We start from the raw sequence: 15,889 nt of genomic DNA on the forward strand, positions 1-15,889 counted from the left end.
TATTGTGTACTTTTGTAGCAACTATTAATAGAAAAAGACAATGAAAAAGTTCATAAAAGGAGTCCGGTTTGCTCCTAAAAACTATTCCGACGAAGTAGAAGCGAAGATTCAACACTATAAAAAGGAAGGTTATAAACTACCGTCGCGCCACTTATTGCGCACTGAAGAACAACTGGAGGGTATCCGCGAAAGTGCCAAAATCAACACCGCACTGCTGGATTACATTTCTGCAAACATCCGCGAAGGAATGTCCACCGCGGAAATTGACCACATGGTCTATGAATTTACAACGGATCATGATGCAATACCTGCCCCTTTCATGTACGAAGGTTTCCCCAAAAGTGTATGTACAAGTATCAATGACGTGGTATGTCATGGCATCCCAAGCACGAAAGAGTTCCTGCGCAGCGGAGATATTGTGAATGTGGACGTTTCCACTATTTATAAAGGATATTTCTCGGATGCGTCACGAATGTATATGATTGGAGAAGTGAAGCCGGAAATGCAACGCCTGGTACAGGTGGCAAAGGAATGCCGTGACATAGGCGTACAGACAGCACAACCGTGGGCACGGCTTGGAGACGTCGGTGCAGCCATTCAGGAACATGCGGAGAAAAACGGATACAGTGTAGTACGCGACCTGTGCGGACACGGCGTAGGAATCAAGTTCCATGAAGAACCGGACGTTGAGCACTTCGGCAAGCGCGGCACAGGTATGCTTATCGTTCCGGGAATGACATTCACCATCGAACCGATGATCAATATGGGAACTTACGAAGTCTTTATTGACGAAGCGGACGGATGGACCGTCTGCACAGACGACGGACTGCCCTCGGCACAATGGGAAAGTATGCTTCTGATTACCGAAAACGGCAACGAGATATTGACTGAGTAAACATGGATATTGTTTTTCTAATTATCGGCCTTATAGTAGGTGTCGGCGTAGGGTATCTGATAGCCGGACGAAAAAGTGCCGCATTATCAGCACAATTGCAAGCCACCCGCGAACGGGAAGAACTGCTGAACCGTACGGTAGAAGAACGGATTGCACGTGAGAAAACCATCACAGCCGAGCGCCTAGCGGAGCAGGAAAAATCTTTCAACCTGAGACTGGCAGAGCAGCAGAAGCAATGGGAAGAACGCCTGAAATTGCAAACTGAAGAAGCAGAAGCCTTGCACAAACGCATGAGCACGGAGTTTGAGAATCTCTCCAACCGCATTTTCAAAAGCAAGACAGAAGACTTCACCAAGCTGAATTCGGAGCATCTCAGCAATTTACTCCGCCCACTGGGGGAAAACCTGAAAGATTTCCGGGAAAAGGTAGAACAAGTATATGACAAAGAGTCGAAACAACGTTTCTCGCTGGAAGAACGCATCAAAGACTTGGTAGAACTGAACAACCGGATCAGCGAAGATGCCAACAACCTGACCCGTGCGCTAAAAGGTGATTCCAAGATACAGGGCAACTGGGGAGAAATGATACTGGAACGACTGCTGCAAGCTTCCGGCCTGATAGAAGGCGAACATTATTTCCGCCAGGAATTCCTGAAAAACGAACAGGGTGAAATGCTGACCAACGAAGAAAGCGGTCAGAGAATGCAGCCAGATATTATTGTCAGGTACCCGGATGAGCGGGAAATGATTATCGACTCTAAGGTATCCCTGACTGCCTATGCCGCCTACAATTCCGCTGAAAACAAAGAGGAAGAGGCTCGCTGGCTGAAAGCACATCTACAATCGGTACGGGCACATGTGGATGAACTCAGTCAGAAGGATTATTCGCATTATGATGCAAAAGCGCCGGACTTTGTGATGATGTTTATCCCTACCGAAGCTGCCTACCTGACGGCTATCAAAGCGGATACCAACCTATGGGAATATGCCTATAATAAAAAGGTGGTATTGATGAGTCCTACCAATCTGATCAGTGCGCTCCGCCTTTCCCTCGATCTCTGGAAACGGGAAAATCAAGTAAAGAATGTGCAGGATATTATCAAACGAGGTACATTGCTTTACGAAAAGATTGCCGGATTTACAGATACATTCCTGCGCATCGGTGACAATCTGAGCGGACTGCAAAGAGATTATGACAAGGCTTATAACCAGCTTTCGGATGGCAACGGCAGTGTGATAAGACAGGCCGAACTGCTGCGTAATATGAGTCTGACTCCTAAAAAGCGAATATCAGCAAGACTGCTGCCCAAAGAAGAGGAAACGGAGGAGGAAGAAAACGGACAGGACAAATAGACAATCCAAATTAAGATATATAAAACATGAAAATCCTAAAAGACCGTATCCTGAAAGATGGAAGATGCTACCCCGGAGGCATACTGAAAGTAGATAACTTCATCAACCACCAGATGGACCCTATCCTGATGAAATCCATCGGTGTGGAGTTCGTCAGACGCTTTGCCTCCACCCCTATCAACAAAATTATCACGGTAGAAGCCAGCGGTATCGCTCCCGCCATTATGGTAGGTTATTTATTGGAATTACCCGTAGTCTTTGCAAAAAAGAAAAAGCCGAGTACAATGGAGAACATGCTGGTTACTTCTGTCTATTCTTTCACCAAGCAACGCTCTTATGATGTATGTGTCAGTAAAGACTTTCTCCGTCCGGGCGACCGGGTACTTTTCATCGATGATTTCCTGGCCAACGGAAATGCTGCCAAAGGTATCATGGAACTTGTGAAACAGGCCGGGGCCGAACTGGTGGGCATGGGCTTCATCATAGAAAAAGCCTTTCAGCATGGAGGTGACGAACTTCGTGGGCAAGGTATTCATGTGGAGTCTCTGGCGATCATCGAGAGCCTTGACAATTGCGAAATTAAAATCAGATAAAAGTATTTATCGTACATCTATAAACTTACAGCCGGCTTGTTTATGAATTAACAAGCCGGCTGTTTCGTTATAATCCGAGTATATGTTTTTATTCAGTAAAGCATTATTTATGGGATAAAGTTGTCCGAATAACTTCTTTCACATCTTCCACGATTCCCATAGTAACATCTTTATCAAACTTCAGTCCCACTGATAATCCATCGCTGTTGGCAATCGTTTGGTAATCCTTTAGCTTCAATTCCAATTCCTGAAGAGAAGGATGCTTTATCACTGAGCTTGTACCTCCTTTCGGATACAAAGATACTTCTATGGGTAAAAATATATCCGAAGCCGTCTTATATTTAGAACTGTAAATCTTAGGTTCTCTAAAAGAAACGAATATAGGAAGCAAACTATCCAAACGAGCTTCGGAAACTCCACCTAAGTCTCCGGAAATTTCTCCACGAACTTGTAGATAAGCCTCTTTTATGGTGCGCAGGTAAGAAGTGATAGCGGTGGATGACGAACCACGGTCATATATCACAGATAGCACAAGCAGCTGATTCTCATCTTTCTTTACAGCTTCCTTGTATGACTTCATCAATAAATTGGTAAATCGGCTCGACAAGGTTTCTACATCATATTCCTTAATCAATTCCTGATCCAGCATCATCTTATTATTCATATTCACAAAAAAGCTGCAAATCCGCATTGGCTTCTCGGGCCTATACTCCTTCTTTCCGCCCATAGCGTCGTTTGCTTTACGCTCGAAAAAAGCCTCCAACTGTTGCAATTCACCCTCCTGGACTGAATCTAGTTTCACACTTACAGGGTTGTTTATCACCTGTCCCACTGTCTTTTTAACTTCCGGTTGCGCAAAAGCATAAAGCGCTCCGGCAGCTACAGGCACAAAAAGCAATAGCTTCAAGTGTGCCCAATTGTTTGTTCTTCTTTTTAACATCATTGTGATACGATTTTTAAGTTTGCTGTGATTGAACCCGCAAGCCATAGAGTAGAGCCTTGTGCCCACGGACTTCTTCACCAGCAAGAGTTGATATTCTGTTGCATCAATGCCATTATTAATAACGCCGTTATCGGCTTCGTATTCATGCACTTCACGAAGTTCACGCATCAGGAGCCATGCGGCAGGATTGAACCAATGGAATACAACGATACATTCCATCCAAAGTAAATCCAATGTATGCTTATGTTGCAGGTGCATTTGCTCATGCAACAGGATTTCTCCGGGATTCCGTTCGTAATCCTCCTGTGACAGGACAATTGTATGCCCCCAACTGAAAGAGACCATCTTCTCCGGACAGATGACCAACTTATATTTCCCGCAATTACAGGCAGGATAGCTCCGGATAAGCCGGCGCATACGGATGGTAGAAAGCAAGAGGAAAGCAAGCACTATCAAAGCTCCGATAAAATAACAACCGCCCAACAGCCAGATCACAGGAATAACATGAATCACATTCGCACGACCTCCCTCTATCCTCTCCCCTTTTTCTGCCATCAAAAGACTTGTTTCTTCGGACAAATGTTTTTCACCAGTTCCTCCTTCCATTTGAGCACTTACTTCCTTCTCTGTCAATAAATGTCTTACAGTAATTATTGGCAGCTGCAAAGTTGTATATTGAGGAACATCTATTTGCAGCAATGGAAGTAACATACACGCCATCGTTCCCGCCAGCAACAAAAAACGGTTCGTACGGAACAGCGTATCTTTCCTGAAAAACAATCTGAACAGAAAGTACAGGATTGTCAGGCATAAGGTAGACTCAAATATATAAAACAATATAGTTCCCATGATCTATTTATTTGCCGAGTATAACTCTATTTCTATCTGTTCGACTTTTTGCTTTCGATCTCTGCTATCAGCGCTTTTAATTCGTCTACAGACATACCTTCTTCTTCAATAAATGTAGATACAACATTGGTATAAGAGTTATTATAGTATTGGGCTACGACATCATTCAGTGCAGAACGCTTATATTCTTTGTCGGAAACAGCAGCATAGTACTGATATGTGTTACCATAGGCCTTGTATTTCACAAAGCCTTTTTCCTCTAATCCTCTAACTAAGGTAGATACAGTATTATAATGAGGTTTCGGCTCTTCATAAAAAGCCAGCAATTCACGAACAAACATCGGACCATGCTCCCAAAACATTTGCATGATTTCCTCTTCTTTAGCAGTCAATCGTTTCATAATATTTTCAAGTTTACTTGAGTGAACAGTGCAAAGATAGGAATTAGTTTTAAACAAACAACTAATATTATTAGTTATTAAACTAACAAAAGAAGTAGTTTAACTAATATTATTAGTAGGTAGTCAATACACCTATTATATATAGAAAAAGAGAAGAAGTATAAGGGCAAGGAGTATTTGCAGTTTAAAAGGAATTAAATACATTCAGTCATTAATGTAAGTTCATTGCAAGAAACAAAGTGTTTCATCATTTGAAACAAAGTGTTTCACCGCTTGGAACTGGAAGTTTCATGCCTTGAAACAGAGAGTTTCATTGCTTGGAACTAATGGTTTCAAGCAATGAAACTTCTTTTGCAATACGAGGATAGGTTTCATACTCTTATTTATGCTTTCTTTTTCTTCGGCAATACCTGGTTCAGTACCACATATCCCAGTATTCCGGCAATAATGGTACCACACAACACACCGAATTTAGCTTGGTTCAGCAATTCCGGATAAGCACCGGAGAAAGAAAGATTGGATATGAACAATGATACTGTAAATCCAATGCCACCCAACAACGATACTCCCGCAATATTCTTCCAGTTCATGCCTTCGGGCATACGGGTAAGTCCGCTTTTAATAGCCAGCCAGGTGAAGAGATAAATACCCAAGAACTTACCCAAAAGGAGACCTAAACCAACAGCAAGACCTACATTCCCTATAACTTCTCCGCCATCGCTAAAAACGACTCCTGCATTGGCAAAAGCAAACAAAGGAAGAATGACAAAATTCACAGCTCCATGCAAGTTATCCTCCAAAGATTGTAAAGGGCTTATCACACGATCCGAAGCCCGCTCCACTTGCTTCAATGTAGCAATCTGTTCGTTTGTCAACACAATGTTATCAGACTGTACCACCGGGAAAGAACTGATAATAGCCCGGATACGCCGGATATATTTACCCGCATCCAGTCGTGGACGGGCGGGGATCACAAATGCAAGTATCACACCGGATATTGTACTGTGGATGCCGGATTGCAAGAATAAATACCAAATAATAATACCGAAGAAAAGAAAGAAGATCTTCTGCGTCATACCAAACTTTCCCATATAATATAAGAATGCATAAAGTATGGCGGCTACAATCAAATAACCGTAAGCAACTTCGGAACTATAAAAAATGGCAATCACCAAAATACCACCAATATCATCTACTACAGCAAAAGCAGTCAGGAAAATCTTCAGGCTTAATGGTACGCGTTTACCCAGCAGACTAAGCACTCCCAATGAGAAGGCAATGTCCGTAGCCATAGGGATAGCCATACCTTGCGTTTCAGGAGTACCGGGAGTTACCAGAAATGAATAAACCAAAACCGGAAATATCATTCCTCCACATGCTGCGATGAACGGCAGAATAGCTTTCCTGAAAGAGGACAATTCTCCTACCAGTAACTCGCGCTTTATCTCTAATCCCACGGCTAAAAAGAAGATTGTCATCAGACAGTCATTGATAAATTCAATCATCGTCAGATTATGACCGCCATGCGAAAGCAAGTTAAAATCACCAATACGCAAATGCAACTCCTGCGACAGGAAGCTCTGATAAACAGGAGCTAATGAAGAATTGGCAACAATAGCTGCCAGAATAGCCGTCAGGAATAATAAAATACTCGCCACCACATTCAGTGCCGAAAAGTTTCTCACAGTACGTAAAATAATCATATGTTCGATTTAAGTATTAGGTTTGCAAAGGGATGCCTGACACGGTTAATAAGCTACTCCTGATAGCTCATTAACGCCAGTTTTTTAACCCAGAGCACAAATATACCTGTTAATATTAAATTTAATACAATAGTAAGCACAGAAATTACTAATGCCGGGCCACCCAGATTGTAACCCAACGCAATGAAAATAACTCCTGCCCCTACCTCACCACGGGTAAACATACCAATGGAAAGTGCCAGACGTTCGCTCAATTTACGGTCGCGGTAGAAGAATACCGGGAACAGCTTACCGACATTGGAAAGTAACGATACAATAACCACATGTACAATAATTAGTGCCCAAGGCATCATTTCCTGCGAACCGGTTACTGAGGCCAGCCCCGTATCACCAGGAAGACTGATTCCCTGAAGCGGAGGCATACTCATACCAACCAGGAACATGAAGATGAATGAAATTCCGGTTGAAGCTTTACGTTCCCAAGCCGTATCAATATCTTTATGCTTCATAACCATACCCAAAATGAATGCCGGAAGCAGGACTTCAATATGAATGCTGGCATCTTCTCCATATAAGTTCTTTGTAATAAGATAAAGCGATTGAGTGGCAGCAAACACCAGAACGGAATAAAACAGAATGGCTTTCCAATCCTGCCGCATATTGTATTTGCTCAACTTCTTCCAACCGAAGGAAAGCAACAGAAAGACAATAAGGATAATAACCAGCAACTGCCAGCGCGGCCCGATCATCATAATTTGCAAAGGAATCATTAAAAGGATCGTATCCAGGTCATCAAAGATGGCCAGCACCTGAATCTTCTTGTAGATCCAGCTGGACTTCAGTCCGATGGCAGCCAACATAGTAAATAGTATACCTGCGGAAGTAGGAGCCGCAAAACGACTCAGTAACAGGTTTTCTTTCCATGCCTCCCAACTATTCCAGTATTCCGGCGGAAGTAAAACGAAAATATAATAAATAGCGATCAGAAACCAAGGCATGGCGGCCGTAGCCATAGCAACGAAATAATCTTTTGCGTATGTTTGCCATCGGGACTTGTCCACTTCGAACTCACGTCCCACATTAATCATAATGAATCCCAGGCAAATATACAGCAACACATTTGATACAGTTTTCACCGTACCATAATCACTTCCTGACCATGCAGGCAGATATTGCGCTATAAAGAGGCCTACCACCAGGAAGGCCGAAAACGATAGAACTTTTCTCATTTATTATTAGTTAGAAATTTCAAAACAAAGGGATTGTCAAGACAGTCCTACAGAAAGAGAACAATCCCCGGACTAATATGAATCAGCTTTTATACTTTTTTATATTAATCTAATTTCAACACCGCAAGGAACGCTTTCTGCGGCACTTCCACATTACCAATCTGTTTCATACGTTTCTTTCCTTTTTTCTGCTTCTCCAGCAACTTTCTCTTACGGCTGACGTCGCCACCGTAGCACTTCGCCGTAACATCTTTGCGCACCGCCTTAATCGTCTCACGAGAAATGATTTTAGCTCCGATAGCCGCTTGGATAGCAATATCAAATTGCTGTCTCGGAATCAGGTCTTTCAACTTCTCGCACATTCGGCGTCCCAAATCATAAGCATTGTCGAAATGTGTCAGTGTTGAAAGAGCGTCCACCGGTTCGCCGTTCAGCAAAATGTCCAGTTTTACCAACTTGGACGGGCGGAAACCGCTGGCATGGTAATCAAAAGAAGCATATCCTTTCGAGATACTTTTCAACTTATCATAAAAGTCAATCACAATTTCTCCCAAAGGCATGTCATAATAGATCTCCACACGATTGCCGGAAATATATTCCTGCTTCACCAGTTCACCGCGTTTACCCAGACACAAGGTCATGATGGGACCGATATAATCTGTAGTTGTGATAACGGAAGCACGGATATAAGGCTCCTCAATGTGATCGATCAGAGTAGGATCGGGCATACTTCCAGGGTTATGCACCTCTGTCATATGCCCTTGTTTGTCGTAAATATTATAAGAAACGTTCGGTACAGTAGTTATCACGTTCATGTCGAATTCACGATCAAGACGCTCCTGCACAATCTCCATGTGCAACAGTCCCAGAAATCCGCAACGGAATCCAAAGCCCAGTGCCAATGAAGATTCGGGCTGGAAAGTCAGTGATGCATCGTTCAATTGCAGCTTTTCCAAAGAAGAACGCAAGTCTTCAAAGTCTTCCGCCTCAATGGGGTACACACCGGCAAAAACCATCGGCTTCACTTCCTCGAAACCTGCAATAGCTTCTTTACACGGACGGGCAATGTGGGTAATCGTATCTCCCACCTTTACCTCTTTAGAGGTTTTAATGCCGGAAATAATGTATCCCACGTCACCAGTACGCAGTTCCTGACGCGCCACCATTTCCATCTTGAGCACACCGATTTCATCGGCATCATATTCTTTACCGGTATTGAAGAATTTCACCTTATCTCCCTTACGGATCACTCCGTTCACAATCTTGAAGTAAGCGATGATACCACGGAAAGAATTGAATACGGAGTCGAAGATCAAAGCCTGCAAAGGTGCTTCCTCGTCTCCTTTAGGATGGGGAATACGCTCAATAACCGCAGCCAGAATTTCTTCTACGCCCATACCCGTCTTACCGGAAGCACGGATGATCTCACTACGTTTGCAACCAAGCAACTCTACAATTTCGTCTTCCACTTCTTCGGGCATGGCACTCGCCATATCGCACTTATTGATAACCGGAATAATTTCCAGATCATGCTCTATTGCCATATAAAGATTGGAAATCGTTTGTGCCTGTACACCTTGCGAAGCATCTACAATCAGCAACGCACCTTCACAAGCAGCAATAGAACGGGAAACTTCATACGAAAAGTCTACGTGTCCCGGAGTATCAATCAGATTCAGAACATACTTTTCACCTTTGTACGTATACTCCATCTGAATAGCATGGCTCTTAATGGTGATACCTCTCTCTTTTTCCAGATCCATATCATCCAGCATCTGTCCTCCGGTCACTTGTATGGTGTTGGTAAATTCAAGCAGACGGTCAGCTAAAGTAGACTTACCATGATCAATGTGGGCAATAATGCAAAAGTTACGTATATTCTTCATTTTCTACAATTATCTATCTATAAATAAGTATATTACAAAATGAGGCTGAATAACTCGTAGTACAGTCGCAAAACAAAATGGTAATATCTCGCAACGGGCTCGCCTCCTTTTGCGGGCGCAAAGATAATGAAAAATATGAGGTTTTGAAAGTGATTTATTTAATATCCAAGGTCGTAAATGTCTATATATCCTAAAACTATTCTATCATCCCACTGTTATGTATGCATAATAACCTAAACTGAATAACTGAAATGAAAGAATTTATTATTTTTGCGTGTTCCCTCCTATTATTGGCCGGATGCTCCAAGAATGAGATAATCATTTATGGCTCATCGCCCGAAAACAATGAATCCGACAACAATCAGCCTCCAGAGAAAGAAGATGCGCTCATCACCTTTTCCGCTTCACTCGAAAGTCGTAAAGTAACCAGATCCATGTCGCCCATGCCTAAAGGTCTGGTAAGTCAGATTTATGCCTTTGAAACTACAGACAGGAATTTCGATGCCCCTTTTGCCGAAGGTTTGTATTCAACCGCTTCCGCAGGTGTATTGACCGGATTGAAAGGATATAAAATGTATTTGAGTAACGGATCATATAATATGTATGCGTTTTCTGAAAACTCATCCGTTTATCCTCCAGACCTGATAGATGGAATATCCGCTCCGCTAAAGAATGGTATTGACTACCTATGGTGGGAAAATCTGGATCAGGACGTCACAACGTCACAAATCCATATGCCCATTGTATTCCAACATGTCGCCACTCAGGTTGTAGTTGATTTGTCAGCCGGCGACGGTATAAAACTGGACAGCCTGATTTCAGCAAGCATACTTCCACCCACCCCGGGGGCCACTCTCGATATACAGACCGGAATTATTGAATCCACCTTTACCTATGATACCACTCCGCTCACTATGGGGAAAAACGGTTTTCTCACGCAGGCCATCGTCCTACCGACAAAAGCTACAAGCCCCATGTCTTTGACATTAAAGATATTGGCAGACGGAGAAACGACTCCGCGTACCTATACCGTAGGCATTCCCATTCCGGGTAAACTGGCAGGAGGATTTTCGTACGTCTTCAGTGCCATCATAGACGGAAATTCCGTATCGTTCCCCAATGTCAGCATCAAAGACTGGACCGAAGTAGATGAATCCGGCAATCCGCTTTATCCGACACAGAAATAATAGGGATCACTCTTGCATCCCCCAAATACAACAACAAAGTAGAAAATATGGAAACTAAAATATCCGAGATCAGAAAAGAGTATACCAAAGGTAAATTGAGACAATGTACTATCAATGACAATCCTTTTGAGCAATTCGAAGAATGGTTGAATGATGCCATTGCCCACAATGCGGACGAGCCCACCGCCATGATAGTAGCAACTGTTTCGGCCGAAGGACATCCCTCTACACGCACCGTTCTGCTGAAAGGAGTGGAAAACAACAAATTTATATTCTTTACTAATTATGAAAGCCGGAAAGGGAGACAATTGGCTGGCAACCCATATATTTCCTTCTCTTTTGTATGGCACAAATTGGAAAGGCAGGTACACATTGAAGGCAAAGCCGAAAAGTGCCCCGGCAAAGTGTCGGACACTTACTTTTCCAGCAGACCCTATAAAAGCAAGATAGGGGCAAGAATATCTCCGCAAAGCCAGGTGATAAGTAGCCGTATGGAGATTATGCGAGCTTTCGTAAAAGAGGTCTTCAAACTGGCGGGACATGAAATCAGCCGTCCCGACAACTGGGGTGGTTTTGCCGTAACTCCTACCCGCTTTGAATTCTGGCAGGGACGGGAAAGCCGCCTGCACGACCGCATTCAGTATATACTTCAGAAAGATGGTAGCTGGAAACAGGAAAGACTGGCTCCCTAGACCTCTCTCTCACCAATGGAATAGAACATAAAAAGAAGCGTTGATAACATATAAATGTACCAACGCTTCTTTTTATAAGATAAATGTCACTCTCTCTTAAACCAACTTAACAAACAGTTCGCCTTCTACTTCCTGAGTCGAAATCTTGTCTTCTCTCAACAACCAGCCAAGGCCCAAGAACAAATCTTTGTCTACCAACTTAGTTGCTTTCTTGATTTGTTTAGCAGTTAAACCTTCAGTCTCATTCAGAGCACTCCAAATTTTTCCTGCAGTTTCACCAGCTTTTTCTTTTAACATTTTCTTTTTGTTTTTAGTTATACATGCTTTAATCTAAATTCTCTCATTGGTGAGGTTCAGATTTTATTTCAGCGGCAAAGATAGTTATATTTATGTTATATAACACATTATTATCTGTTTTTTTATGTTATATGTCATAAAAAGAGCATTTTTTCAGCAGGTCAGACCAAAAAGAATGATTCATTCAATCGAAACTGATGGTTTGTTTACATTAAATAGACGGTCTGTTTTCAAGATATTCCGCCCAAATGCGGGCAGCTTCTTCCACCATCCTGACACACGGACGTTTAGCATAATATTGGTCGGTGCGTTCTTCGGGAGTAGACACTCCTTCCGGCTTCTTCAACCCCAATAATTCAGCACAAATTGTAGAGCCGTTCCGTTTCTTAAACTCGGCAGCCAATTCCTGTACTACTGCATAATTGGCCCCTTTTCCTTCACGATCTTTGGGATCAGTCGCTCCGGTTTCCAGTCCGGCAAGCAGAAACATACCGCATGCAGCGCCACAAGTCTGACGCATACGCCCGATACCTCCACCGAAGGAAGCTGCCATACGCGCCGCCTGTTCTTGCGTAAATCCATACATGTCGGCAAAAGCAAGCACCACAGACTGGGAGCAATTATAACCACTCTTAAAAAACTCTACCGCTTTCTCTATTCTTTCTTCAAACATTACCCTATCCTTTTTTTAGCCTTCTATATCCAACAACATGGGACAATGATCAGAATGTACAGCATCATTCAGAATACGCGCCTCTTTCAGTAACGGGCGAACAGGTTCGGTCACCATACAATAATCAATACGCCATCCTTTATTCTTTGCGCGGGAGTTGAAACGATAACTCCACCACGTATATTCCTGCTGTTCGGGATGCAACACACGGAAAGTATCGATAAAACCGGCATTCAGAAAACGCGTCATCCATTCCCGTTCTTCGGGCAAGAAACCACTATTAGTAGCGTTACGAATAGGATCATGAATATCTATCGGTTCATGGCAGATATTATAATCTCCGCAAAGTATAAGTTTCGGACGTGATTTTCGCAGCTCCGTCACGTACTCCTGGAACTTCTCCAACCACACCATCTTAAATGCCTGGCGTTCGTCACCACTCGTTCCTGAAGGATGATAAACACTTACGACGGATATATCGCCAAAATCGGCACGGATAAAACGGCCTTCATTGTCATATTCTTCTATCCCCATGCCATATTCCACATGGTCCGGCTCTCTTTTAGTCAAGATGGCAACTCCGCTATACCCCTTCTTCTGCGCAGAATAGAGATAATGCTTATACCCCAATGCACTCAATGCTTCTTCCGGATATTGGTCCGGTTGCAATTTGGTTTCCTGAATGCATACTACATCAGCTTGTTCCTGTTCCAGCCATTCCGGTAAACCTTTACTAACAGCTGCACGCAGCCCGTTTACATTATATGTAATAATTTTCATATGATCGTTTATTTGGTTTATACTAGTTCAGATATCAGCAACATAATATTCAATACGGTAACGATTCCCGCAATAGCATAGAGTACAAAACTACTCCACTTACTATTAACATACTGCCCCATTACTTTACGCGAAGACGTCAGTCCCACTTGCAGGAAAACAGTAAATGGCAACTGAATACTAAGCACCATTTGCGAAATCAACAATCCTTTGAAAGGATCACCGATGAAGAATATCAGCAACAACGCAATGCCCAATGAAAGGATTACGCCCACCTGAGAGTGGCTATCCTTGATATGATAGGATTCTCCAAAGATACCGGCAAAAATAGAACCTGCCGCCATACCACTTGTAATGGTAGATGAAATACCTGCCATCAACAAGGCCAAAGCAAACACAACTGCAGCGCTACTTCCAAGTAAAGGTTCCAACAAAGACTTTGCCTGTTGCAGTTCTTCAACCTGAATACCACTTTTAAAGAAAGTAGCAGCAGCCAGCAATATCATAGCACTATTGATAGCCCATCCCACAATCATGGAGAAAAGCGTATCAAACAACTCATACTTCAAAACCTTACGAATAGAACTGTCATCTTGCTTATTATACTCATGGCTCTGTATTACTTCCGAATGCAGGAATAAATTATGTGGCATTACCACTGCTCCCAGCACACTCATAATAATCAGCATACTTCCTTCCGGAAAAGCAGGTGTCACCCATCCTTCTACAGCCAATGGCCAGTCAATCTTCACCAGGAACAACTCATAAATAAAGGATAACCCAATAACTGAAACAAACGCGATGATGGAACGCTCTATCTTCTTATATGAGTTCGTAAAAAGCATGATGACGACAAAGACGGTTGTCAATATAGCTCCCCATATAATGGGAATATCAAAAAGCATTTCCAGGGCAATTGCTCCTCCCAGTATCTCGGCAAGGGAAGTCGATATGGATGCCAGCACCGCAGTGCCCAGAATAGGACGAGAAACCCATTTAGGAGTATATTTCGTAGCAGCTTCCGACAAGCATAAACCTGTAACAATCCCCAAGTGAGCCACATTATGTTGCAATACAATCAACATGATCGTAGATAAAGTTACCACCCAAAGCAGGGAATATCCAAATTCGGAACCCGCTGCAAAATTAGAAGCCCAGTTTCCGGGATCAATAAAACCTACTGTAACAAGGAGTCCGGGACCAATATATTTAAAAACGTCCAGCCCCCCCAAATACCGCTTGTGGTCCCTACGTTTCAAGTCTTTCAGAATATTTTTCATTGTTCGTTCTTTTTATGGCGTAAAAATACGAAATAATAACAAGCAAGCCACACTTTCTGTTCAAAAAAGAAGCCCCCGGCATTGTGCAATACCGAGGGCCAACCTATATTTTTTAAAGTACAGGGATTTAGTTAGAATCCCATTTCATGCAGTGCCCTACATAACTGATCCGGACAAGAAGTCGAACGTCTTCCACAACGAATCCCTTCCAGACGGGAAATCACATCATTTACCGGCATTCCCTTTACCAAACGGGAAAGACCTTGTAAATTACCGTTACAACCTCCCCAAAACGCGATATCTGTTATTATATTATCTTCTATTTCCAATTCAATGTGAGAACTACATGTACCTTGAGTCTTATAAGTATACTTCATTACTCTTCACTTCCCTCCGGTTTCATGTTGGTATAAACCGTTTGTACATCATCAAATTCTTCAAGACGCTCTATCATCTTGTCAAGAGTCTCACGTTGCTCGGGAGTTACCTCCTTCGTATCGTTCGGGATATAAGTAAATTCACCACCGACATCCTCAAAACCACATTCCTCCAAATGTTTCTGGATAGCCGCATAGCTCTTCGGATCGCCATAGATAGTGACTGTCCCTTCTTCTTCATCCTCTTCAAACTCATCATCTACATCGTAGTCAATCAGGTCAAGGATGAGTTCTTCCATATCTATGCCGTCTTTCTTCTTGAAAGTAAACATACATTTATGGTCGAACAGGAAAGCCAATGACCCCATAGTACCCAGATTTCCACCAAACTTATTGAATACGGAACGTACATCGGCAACTGTACGGGTAGTATTGTCAGTCAATGTATCTACAAATACAGCAATACCATGAGGACCGTATCCTTCATAAGTCATTCCTTTATAATCGCTCTGGTCCTTACCCATTGCATTCTTGATAGCACGGTCAATGTTATCCTTCGGCATATTCTCACGCTTACAAGTAGCGATAACCGAACGCAAAGTCGGATTATTTTCCGGTTCCGGGCCACCAGCCTTTACTGCAATAGCAATTTGTTTACCCAGTCTTGTAAAGGTCTTTGCCATGTGACCCCATCTTTTCAATTTGGCAGCTTTTCTATATTCAAATGCTCTTCCCATTGGAATTATATTTTA

General features: G+C 42.8%; 16 protein-coding genes. 5 read left to right on the forward strand and 11 right to left on the reverse strand.

Annotated features, from left to right (window positions below):
• The first annotated feature begins 40 nt into the window (after window positions 1–40).
• From map to xpt, 3 genes are read left to right on the forward strand one after another with little or no spacing between them, the layout of a single operon-like run.
• The gene (gene map, locus DW036_RS18055) at window positions 41–895 is read left to right on the forward strand and encodes a type I methionyl aminopeptidase (protein WP_118465623.1); all 855 of its coding nucleotides are present in this window, start codon (window positions 41–43) and stop codon (window positions 893–895) included.
• A 2-nt stretch (window positions 896–897) separates the two neighbouring features.
• The gene (gene rmuC, locus DW036_RS18060; RefSeq protein ID WP_118465624.1) at window positions 898–2,247 is read left to right on the forward strand and encodes a DNA recombination protein RmuC; all 1,350 of its coding nucleotides are present in this window, start codon (window positions 898–900) and stop codon (window positions 2,245–2,247) included.
• A gap of 26 nt (window positions 2,248–2,273) precedes the next feature.
• Window positions 2,274–2,840, forward strand: coding sequence for a xanthine phosphoribosyltransferase (gene xpt, locus DW036_RS18065; protein ID WP_118465625.1), 567 nt, complete (start codon window positions 2,274–2,276; stop codon window positions 2,838–2,840).
• A gap of 103 nt (window positions 2,841–2,943) precedes the next feature.
• On the opposite strand, the gene DW036_RS18070 is transcribed toward xpt, so the two are convergent.
• The 5 genes from DW036_RS18070 to lepA all read right to left on the reverse strand — a co-directional run bounded on the left by DW036_RS18070 (window position 2,944) and on the right by lepA (window position 9,851).
• Entirely contained in the window at window positions 2,944–4,632 is a 1,689-nt protein-coding gene (locus DW036_RS18070; protein WP_118465626.1) for a M56 family metallopeptidase, read from the reverse strand.
• 32 nt (window positions 4,633–4,664) lie between these two features.
• Window positions 4,665–5,033, reverse strand: coding sequence for a BlaI/MecI/CopY family transcriptional regulator (locus DW036_RS18075; protein ID WP_007213754.1), 369 nt, complete (start codon window positions 5,031–5,033; stop codon window positions 4,665–4,667).
• Window positions 5,034–5,416: 383 nt separating this feature from the next.
• Complete coding sequence (nhaA, locus tag DW036_RS18080) at window positions 5,417–6,736, reverse strand: Na+/H+ antiporter NhaA (RefSeq protein WP_118465627.1); 1,320 nt, start codon at window positions 6,734–6,736, stop codon at window positions 5,417–5,419.
• A 53-nt stretch (window positions 6,737–6,789) separates the two neighbouring features.
• Window positions 6,790–7,965, reverse strand: a complete 1,176-nt coding sequence (locus DW036_RS18085; RefSeq protein WP_118465628.1) for a sodium:proton antiporter — start codon at window positions 7,963–7,965, stop codon at window positions 6,790–6,792.
• Between the two features lie 104 nt (window positions 7,966–8,069).
• Window positions 8,070–9,851, reverse strand: coding sequence for a translation elongation factor 4 (gene lepA / locus DW036_RS18090; RefSeq protein WP_118465629.1), 1,782 nt, complete (start codon window positions 9,849–9,851; stop codon window positions 8,070–8,072).
• A 251-nt stretch (window positions 9,852–10,102) separates the two neighbouring features.
• On the opposite strand from lepA, the gene DW036_RS18095 reads away from it, so the two are divergent.
• Together DW036_RS18095 and pdxH are read left to right on the forward strand one after the other, a co-directional pair.
• Window positions 10,103–11,038 carry a fimbrillin family protein gene (locus DW036_RS18095; protein ID WP_118465630.1) on the forward strand — a complete coding sequence of 312 codons (936 nt, stop codon included), beginning with the start codon at window positions 10,103–10,105 and terminating at the stop codon, window positions 11,036–11,038.
• Between the two features lie 47 nt (window positions 11,039–11,085).
• The gene (gene pdxH / locus DW036_RS18100; protein WP_118465631.1) at window positions 11,086–11,730 is read left to right on the forward strand and encodes a pyridoxamine 5'-phosphate oxidase; all 645 of its coding nucleotides are present in this window, start codon (window positions 11,086–11,088) and stop codon (window positions 11,728–11,730) included.
• Between the two features lie 96 nt (window positions 11,731–11,826).
• Here pdxH and DW036_RS18105 read toward each other — a convergent pair whose 3' ends face one another.
• The 6 genes from DW036_RS18105 to DW036_RS18130 all read right to left on the reverse strand — a co-directional run bounded on the left by DW036_RS18105 (window position 11,827) and on the right by DW036_RS18130 (window position 15,874).
• Window positions 11,827–12,027, reverse strand: coding sequence for a winged helix-turn-helix domain-containing protein (locus DW036_RS18105; RefSeq protein WP_007213746.1), 201 nt, complete (start codon window positions 12,025–12,027; stop codon window positions 11,827–11,829).
• Between the two features lie 211 nt (window positions 12,028–12,238).
• Window positions 12,239–12,700: a C-GCAxxG-C-C family protein gene (locus tag DW036_RS18110; RefSeq protein WP_007217996.1), complete on the reverse strand. Its 462-nt coding sequence runs from the start codon at window positions 12,698–12,700 to the stop codon at window positions 12,239–12,241.
• A gap of 15 nt (window positions 12,701–12,715) precedes the next feature.
• Complete coding sequence (locus DW036_RS18115) at window positions 12,716–13,480, reverse strand: exodeoxyribonuclease III (protein ID WP_118465632.1); 765 nt, start codon at window positions 13,478–13,480, stop codon at window positions 12,716–12,718.
• A 17-nt stretch (window positions 13,481–13,497) separates the two neighbouring features.
• Window positions 13,498–14,760 (reverse strand): Nramp family divalent metal transporter, encoded by a 1,263-nt coding sequence (locus DW036_RS18120; RefSeq protein ID WP_022391383.1) that lies wholly within the window; start codon window positions 14,758–14,760, stop codon window positions 13,498–13,500.
• Window positions 14,761–14,891: 131 nt separating this feature from the next.
• Window positions 14,892–15,137 carry a TIGR03905 family TSCPD domain-containing protein gene (locus DW036_RS18125; RefSeq protein WP_022391384.1) on the reverse strand — a complete coding sequence of 82 codons (246 nt, stop codon included), beginning with the start codon at window positions 15,135–15,137 and terminating at the stop codon, window positions 14,892–14,894.
• Window positions 15,137–15,874, reverse strand: coding sequence for a YebC/PmpR family DNA-binding transcriptional regulator (locus DW036_RS18130; protein WP_118465633.1), 738 nt, complete (start codon window positions 15,872–15,874; stop codon window positions 15,137–15,139). Before DW036_RS18130 ends, DW036_RS18125 begins: the two co-directional genes overlap by 1 nt.
• Window positions 15,875–15,889 lie beyond the last annotated feature (15 nt).

This window comes from Bacteroides sp. AF39-11AC, from assembly GCF_003474285.1.
Taxonomy (GTDB): Bacteria; Bacteroidota; Bacteroidia; order Bacteroidales; family Bacteroidaceae; genus Bacteroides.